Source organism: Burkholderia sp. BDU5 (assembly GCF_001522845.1).
GTDB lineage: Bacteria > Pseudomonadota > Gammaproteobacteria > Burkholderiales > Burkholderiaceae > Burkholderia > Burkholderia mayonis.
Map to the genome: position 1 here is coordinate 1 of NZ_LOWC01000162.1, position 5,311 is coordinate 5,311.

Below are 5,311 nucleotides of genomic sequence, written 5' to 3' on the forward strand. Positions count from 1 at the left end.
TTCCCGATTACGGCGGGGGTGGCGCCATTACGCCGATCATCGGCTGGCGCCTTTACGGCGATCCTGGGGTGGCGCCACTACGGCGATCATCCGCTGGCTCCATTACGCCGATCCTGAGGTGGCGCCAATACGCCGATCCCGGTTTGGCTCCATAGCGGCGATCATTGACAAGTGGGTTTCGAGAGAACGCGCAGGTGGCCCGTTCCCATTAGAAAATTCCGGTATGAACGAATTGCGACATCCCATGCCGCGCGAGCGACCTCTGGTCCGGCTTCCACAACATTTCCGTCTTTGTCGACTACTGCGAGCGTAGCCGGCTCCCCCGTGGCGGTGGTGACGCTCAGTCCTTTGTAGCTGATAGCAGATATCTCAAAGTTGGTTTGCTCTCTCATTTCTGAGGCCCCATTCCATGCAAACCATTCGCGAGGCGGCTCTGGATCATCAGTTCGAGTCGCGACACTTCGAGGTCGATGCTCTGGCGGAACAGGCGCAGGAATCGCAACGTGCGGGTATCCGACCCAAGCAGCGAGTCGACGGAAATCTCAAGCGAGCGGAGATGCGGGAACGAGACGGCGACGTGACGTTCCGCGTCTCGCGTGACGATCGTGTGGAGTTCGGGGCGCGTGTGCGCGGATCCGGCAGGCACGGCGGATCGCGACGCATGTCGAGGCGCGAGTGTGCTGCCGGCATCGTTCGAATAGGTGCCGTCCGCCTGCTTGCAGGGGACCGACAGCGGCGGGGCCGCGTCCGATCCCGTCAGCCAGTACAGGAAACGCAGGTCGTGCGGGCGCGGTTGGCGGCGCAGCCATCCGCCCCGCGCGAGCTTGTCAATGCACTGCGCAGCCGCGCCCGGCATGTCGGCGAAATGGGCCGTGCAGACCTCGTCGGACGTCATCGCGTGCGTGGCGTGCCTGAACACGGTCAGGATTCGAGCCGTCAAGTCGGCCCGTTGAGCGGGCGTGAGGTCGACATATGGATTGAGTCGGCGCGGAGCCGCGTTCGGGAGGGCGTTGTCGATCACGATGTCTCCCTGATCCTGAACGCGCGCGGCTTCTTCGGGCGGGAGTGCTTTTCCGGCGCGGCGTGTGTCGCGGCGCGAAGGCGCTTGATCGCGTCCGCACACGTGGGTTCGTCTGGAATCGAGATCTGCTTCGCGGCAATGGTGTTGCCGTCCATGATCAGGTACTCGATATAGACGCCGTCCACGAGTGGCCGGCGCATGACGACATGCTTGCCGACGAGGATCGGCGACGTCGGAAGCTGGCGATCGCGTTCGTAACGGGCGACGGTCCGGGGCGACAGCGTGTCCCGGCGCGGGATGCCCGCGTGCTATGCAGCGTTGATTCTGTGCATGGCTTCATCTCCTTTACGCCGAGTGCGCAAGCCGTCCTCGGCGCGTGAACGTCAGACGTTGGCGTGAAAGGTGGTGGGCTTGTCAGCGACGGGGCCGTTATCCAGCACGTTCGCCGCGATGATCAGGGCGGCGGCGGCAAAGACGCACTTGAACAGCAATGACTTTTCCAAGTTGCTTTGGCGGGCGGGTTCGGAGGGCGTAACGCGCGGGGCTTGCTCGTCACGGAGCCATTTCCGGCGTGCTTCTGCGTTGCGCGCGAGCAGGTGCAGTTGTGTTGCGAACGCCCGTATCAGCTCGCATGCGGCGTTGCTGCGCTCGCGTACCGGATCAAAGTCGCCCCGGAGCAGGCCGGACGGCTGTTCGTCTCCCTGATCTCCACTTTCCCCGATCGCGTTGCGCTGTTCATCGAACGCGCCGCGTTGTCCTGCGCGGCGCTGCCGACGAAGGGCGAGCGCCACGCGTTCCGAAATCAAATCCTGGGCCGTCTCAGTGCGGCGGATCTCGCGATGTTCGATGAATTGATGTCAGCCGAATGGCATCGCCTGCGTGCCAAACGGATTACTGGAGGTGCGAATTGAATACGAGCGAAACAAGCGGCGGCTTGCGTCGCCGAGCATCCCGCTACCGGCTCTCGCCGTCCGGGCAACAGATCTACATCGCTGGGCGGGCGCGTTGGCGGAACTACCTGCACCAGTTGGCGCACGATCGTCGCATGGCCGAGCTGGCCGGCATGTACGTATCGGACGCGCGGTGACGGACGGGAGACAGCGGTGGAAAAGGATCACAACGCATACAGGAGGGTTTATGCAAAAGGGTATTTCGACGGTCTCAAAGCGGCGGGGGCAGGCTTGAACCCCGGCCGCCAGCAATCCATTCTGCGCGGTATGCCGTCCGTCGCGCAGAAGGTCTTCGAGTTCGTGCCGATTCAAGAATCGTGGACGACCAAGCAGATCGTGGCGCAGGTGAAAGCCACGACCAAGGCGCAAATCGATTCGCGAACGGCGGACAACTGCCTCGCGCGGTTGAGAGATGCCGGGCTCGTCCGCGAGGTGACGCGTGGCGAATTTCGACGCGTCCGGCTCACGACGTCGTGTGCCTCGGCCGATACGGGCGATGAGGCGGAGCCGGACACTCACGCGCGCGCGAGTGAAGCGCCTGGCAAGCGCGATAGCAGCGCATCGCCGATCGATTTGCTGTCGGGCATCGCGAACCGTCTGACAGCGACCGTGGAATCGATACGCGAGATCGCCGTCGAGATCGAAACCGCCGCGCTCGTGATCGAGGAGCAGCAGGCGGCGAACGGGCGCGAGGCCGACAAGCTGCGCCAGTTGCAAGCGCTGCTCAAGACACTGTAGCGACGCTAGCCAAGTTGCTTTGCGTTCGCTGCATCTCATCTTCTTTTTCCCATTTCTTTCCCCTCGCCGTGCGTTCGGATTCGCGCGCGAGGGACTGCTTTCAAGAGGTGAATATTCTATGTCGACGCTCGATCAAATCGTCCAGCAGCTCCGAAACACGATGCGAACTGGTGGGCGTCGCTGCTCGTGTCGATTCTGACGGGCGGCTACATCTGCCTTCAGTGCTACTACCTGATCAGGAACAAGGGCCGTCGAGGTGGCAAGCATGGTTAAGGTGCCGAAGAAGACGCTCGCCGGCGTCGTCGGTGCGATCGCGGCCGGCGTGCTGACGGTGATCGTGCCGAAGTTCGAAGGCGTCAAGCTGGCGGGCTATCTCGATCCGGTCGGCATTCCGACGAAGTGCATGGGCGACACGCGCGACGTTGTCGTCGGCCAGGCGTACAGCGAAGCCGAGTGCCGCGCGTCGCTCGAAACGCAACTGATTGCGCACGCCGAACCCGTGCTGCGTTGCACGCCGGGGCTGAAAGATCGTCCGTATCAGCTCGCGGTGGCGGTGAGCTTTGCATACAACGTCGGCGCGAACGCGTACTGCAACAGCACGACGGCGAAGCGCTTCAACACGGGCGACCTGCGCGGCGGGTGCCGCGCGATCAACGAGGCCGACGACGGCCGCCCGCAATGGGTAACGGCGCGGGGCCGGGTGTTGCCCGGCTTGGTGAAGCGGCGGGCGGAAGAGCGCGCGATCTGCGAGCGGGGGCTGTGATGCCGAAAGCAACTCCGTATCTGCTGGCTGCACTGCTCGGCATGGCGGTCGGCGCTGGCGGCGAGCACCTGATCGCTGCACGCCGGCTTGCCGACGAGCAGGCCGCGCGAGCGCTCGACGCGCAACGGCATGCCGAAGCGTTGGGCGCGATCTCGCGCGCCGCGCTCGACGCCGAGCAGCGCGCGATCGCCGCGCACGAGGCAGCCGCGTCGGCGGTGGCCGCCGTTGACCAACGAACCATGAAGGAGAGGATCGACCATGAAGCAGAGAATCGCAGCCTGCGGGCTGCTCTTGCCGCTGGTACTGAGCGGCTGCGCGTCGCCGTTCGAAACTGCACGGCAGCCGATCGTGACGGTCTGTCCGGCGCTTCCAGCGCCGCCGGCGTGGGCGATGGTGCCGCCGCCTACGCTGACGTCGACGCAGCGGTTGCGGAACGCGTTTTTGCCGTCGCCGGAGACGATCAGCGCGAGATCGACAAACTGACGGCTCTACGGGGCTACGTGTGTGCGGTGCGGCCCGAGACGCCGGGCTGCGATCAGAAGTAACGAGAAACAGGGCGACCGGCGTGCGTGCGGGAACACGCGTGCCGGTCGCCTTTCCACTGATAGCGCCAGTGAATCGGCCAAGGCCCTGCTACCTACCGGTAGGCGGGGCGGATTCTACACCAAGTTTAAAAACGGCTTTCACAATGGCAAATCCCATCATTCCTTGGATCGGCGGCAAGCGTCGACTCGCGGAACACATTATCCCGCGCTTTCCGAAGCACGAGTGTTACGTCGAGGTTTTCGCAGGCGGGGCTGCGCTTTACTTCATGCGACCGCCGGCCAAGGTCGAGGTGATCAACGATATCAACGGCGAGTTGGTGAACCTGTATCGCGTCGTTCAGCACCACCTCGAAGAGTTCGTACGTCAGTTCAAATGGGCGCTGACGAGCCGGCAGGTGTTCGAATGGCTGAAGCACACGGTCCCGGAAACCCTCACCGATATTCAGCGTGCGGCGCGCTTTTACTATCTTCAGAAAAGTTGCTTTGGCGGCAAGCTCGAAGGGCAGACGTTCGGAACACGGACGGAGCATCCGCCCGGCCTGAATCTGTTGCGCATCGAGGAGGAGCTATCGGCAGCGCACATTCGCCTTGCGAATGCGTACATCGAGCGGCTCGATTGGGCGACCTGCATCGATCGTTACGATCGGCCGCACACGCTGTTCTATGTCGACCCGCCGTACTTCGAGACTGAAGGGTACGGCGTTGCGTTCCCTTTCGCGGAGTACGAGAAGATGGCCGAGCGGCTGCGGTCGATCAAGGGGCGCGCGATCGTCAGCCTCAACGACCATCCGGAGATCCGGCGCGTGTTTGCCGGCTTCCACATCGAGAGCGTGCCGATTCAGTACACGATAGGCGGTGGGAAGGGCGTCGAGCGCCGCGAACTGATTATTTTTAGCTGGGACGACGCGGCACAGCCGGTTGGATTGTTCTGACGCGGTAGAGATCGACCTGCCGTCAGGAGGGCGGCAGGTCGGGTACTGCATGGGCCGATTGACTGCATGCGGAAGGACCAGACGTTACAAATCCTTCCACCGCGAAAGATACGACAAAATCGGTGGTCGCTGCATGTCAATCTTGGTTAAATGTGCCCCGTACGGCGCGCCTTCCCCCTGTCGTTTTCATGTTGCAGTCGTCGAATTTGGTACCCTCTGACCAGAAATCGGCGGTTTGCCCGTCGCGACACGCGGCCCGATCGCCTGAATCCAATACGTATTCAATAAGAATTGAGAGGGCGGTTGTGTCATTAAATGGAACACTACGCAGTTTCGCGGCGGGGGCCGTCGACTGGAACAAT

At 63.0% G+C, this 5,311-nt stretch carries 9 protein-coding genes; 6 read left to right on the top strand and 3 right to left on the bottom strand.

What is annotated here, in order from left to right:
- Positions 1-388 precede the first annotated feature (388 nt).
- Positions 389-1,021: a hypothetical protein gene (locus WS69_RS26570; RefSeq protein WP_059473632.1), complete on the bottom strand. Its 633-nt coding sequence runs from the start codon at positions 1,019-1,021 to the stop codon at positions 389-391.
- The gene (locus tag WS69_RS32420; protein ID WP_231747231.1) at positions 1,018-1,320 is read right to left on the bottom strand and encodes a hypothetical protein; all 303 of its coding nucleotides are present in this window, start codon (positions 1,318-1,320) and stop codon (positions 1,018-1,020) included. The genes WS69_RS26570 and WS69_RS32420 overlap by 4 nt, the downstream gene beginning before the upstream one ends.
- A 246-nt stretch (positions 1,321-1,566) precedes the next feature.
- On the opposite strand from WS69_RS32420, the gene WS69_RS26580 reads away from it, so the two are divergent.
- The 6 genes from WS69_RS26580 (at position 1,567) to WS69_RS26600 (ending at position 4,949) form a co-directional block, all read left to right on the top strand.
- The gene (locus WS69_RS26580; protein ID WP_059473634.1) at positions 1,567-1,932 is read left to right on the top strand and encodes a hypothetical protein; all 366 of its coding nucleotides are present in this window, start codon (positions 1,567-1,569) and stop codon (positions 1,930-1,932) included.
- Positions 1,929-2,108, top strand: a complete 180-nt coding sequence (locus tag WS69_RS32425; protein WP_082716515.1) for a hypothetical protein — start codon at positions 1,929-1,931, stop codon at positions 2,106-2,108. Before WS69_RS26580 ends, WS69_RS32425 begins: the two co-directional genes overlap by 4 nt.
- 130 nt (positions 2,109-2,238) lie before the next feature.
- The gene (locus WS69_RS26585) at positions 2,239-2,709 is read left to right on the top strand and encodes a hypothetical protein (RefSeq protein WP_059473635.1); all 471 of its coding nucleotides are present in this window, start codon (positions 2,239-2,241) and stop codon (positions 2,707-2,709) included.
- Between the two features lie 265 nt (positions 2,710-2,974).
- Positions 2,975-3,472, top strand: coding sequence for a lysozyme (locus WS69_RS26590; RefSeq protein ID WP_059473636.1), 498 nt, complete (start codon positions 2,975-2,977; stop codon positions 3,470-3,472).
- Positions 3,472-4,017 (top strand): lysis system i-spanin subunit Rz, encoded by a 546-nt coding sequence (locus tag WS69_RS26595; RefSeq protein ID WP_059473637.1) that lies wholly within the window; start codon positions 3,472-3,474, stop codon positions 4,015-4,017. The genes WS69_RS26590 and WS69_RS26595 overlap by 1 nt, the downstream gene beginning before the upstream one ends.
- Positions 4,018-4,160: 143 nt before the next feature.
- Positions 4,161-4,949 carry a DNA adenine methylase gene (locus WS69_RS26600; RefSeq protein ID WP_059473638.1) on the top strand — a complete coding sequence of 263 codons (789 nt, stop codon included), beginning with the start codon at positions 4,161-4,163 and terminating at the stop codon, positions 4,947-4,949.
- A 136-nt stretch (positions 4,950-5,085) separates the two neighbouring features.
- On the opposite strand, the gene WS69_RS35155 is transcribed toward WS69_RS26600, so the two are convergent.
- Positions 5,086-5,311 (bottom strand): hypothetical protein (locus WS69_RS35155; RefSeq protein WP_231747230.1); only part of this gene is annotated, 226 nt, incomplete at its 5' end.

What these genes read in the sequence shown, in the direction of transcription:
- WS69_RS26590 (WP_059473636.1), top strand. Translation starts at nt 2,975, where the DNA reads ATGGTTAAGGTGCCGAAGAAGACGCTCGCCGGCGTCGTCGGTGCGATC.
- WS69_RS26585 (WP_059473635.1), top strand. Translation starts at nt 2,239, where the DNA reads ATGCCGTCCGTCGCGCAGAAGGTCTTCGAGTTCGTGCCGATTCAAGAA.
- WS69_RS26595 (WP_059473637.1), top strand. Translation starts at nt 3,472, where the DNA reads ATGCCGAAAGCAACTCCGTATCTGCTGGCTGCACTGCTCGGCATGGCG.
- WS69_RS26600 (WP_059473638.1), top strand. Translation starts at nt 4,161, where the DNA reads ATGGCAAATCCCATCATTCCTTGGATCGGCGGCAAGCGTCGACTCGCG.